Origin of the sequence: Herbiconiux daphne, from assembly GCF_024979295.1 — a bacterium.
GTDB classification, from domain to species: Bacteria; Actinomycetota; Actinomycetes; order Actinomycetales; family Microbacteriaceae; genus Herbiconiux; species Herbiconiux daphnes.
Genome location: NZ_JANLCJ010000390.1, coordinates 1 through 701 on the forward strand (window position 1 = coordinate 1; position 701 = coordinate 701).

Sequence of the window (701 nt, forward strand, 5' to 3'; positions counted from 1 at the left end):
ACAGGAACATTACCTACGCCAGCTCGACTACCTGGACGTCTACGAACAGTTACTTTCTGTTTAGGCGTAGAAGTAGTTCCTTCCAGAAGAGCAGCACGTCCTTTCTTGGACATGAGGTTCACATCAACATCTTCCCCTCGCTCAATACGAGCAGCAAGAGTTTCACGTTGTGCATTAGTCAGCAGGTTACTCTCTCCATACTTCATACCCAATACATTACGTACCAGTTTATCCATCAGACCGTCAGCGTCCTTAAACCCTGTCTTAGCCAATGAACGAACATCGTCATGTGTAAGCCACATGAATTCATGATTTGGATATTTTTCCTGAGCTTTCGTAACATCACCAAGTACCTCAGCAAATCGTACAACAGAATGCGAACGTTTAGGATCGTTACCGAAGTAAGCTTCTTTCAAAGCTTTAGCAGCAGCAACCACTTCATCAAGTTTAGCATCTTTGTTACGGAACACTTTCTCTGCTTCGCTGACAAGTACATCCTCAGCAGCACGAGCAGCATCTTTCTCAGATTCTTTAGTAGAAGATGATTTAGCTTTGGAAGTCATTTCATCAATCTGAGCTTGCATTTCACGAAGTTGATCTTGAAGTTCTTTATTTTTCTGATCACTCAGATTAGCTTCTTTCGCAGCTTCGTTACCAGCTTTAGTAACACGGATGTGTTCTTTAGCAAAGGCAGTAGCATC

At 42.8% G+C, this 701-nt stretch carries 1 protein-coding gene; it reads right to left on the bottom strand.

Going from position 1 to position 701, the window contains the following annotated elements; genetic code table 11:
• Nucleotides 1-701 (bottom strand): hypothetical protein (locus N1032_RS25415; RefSeq protein ID WP_259543375.1); only part of this gene is annotated, 701 nt, incomplete at both ends.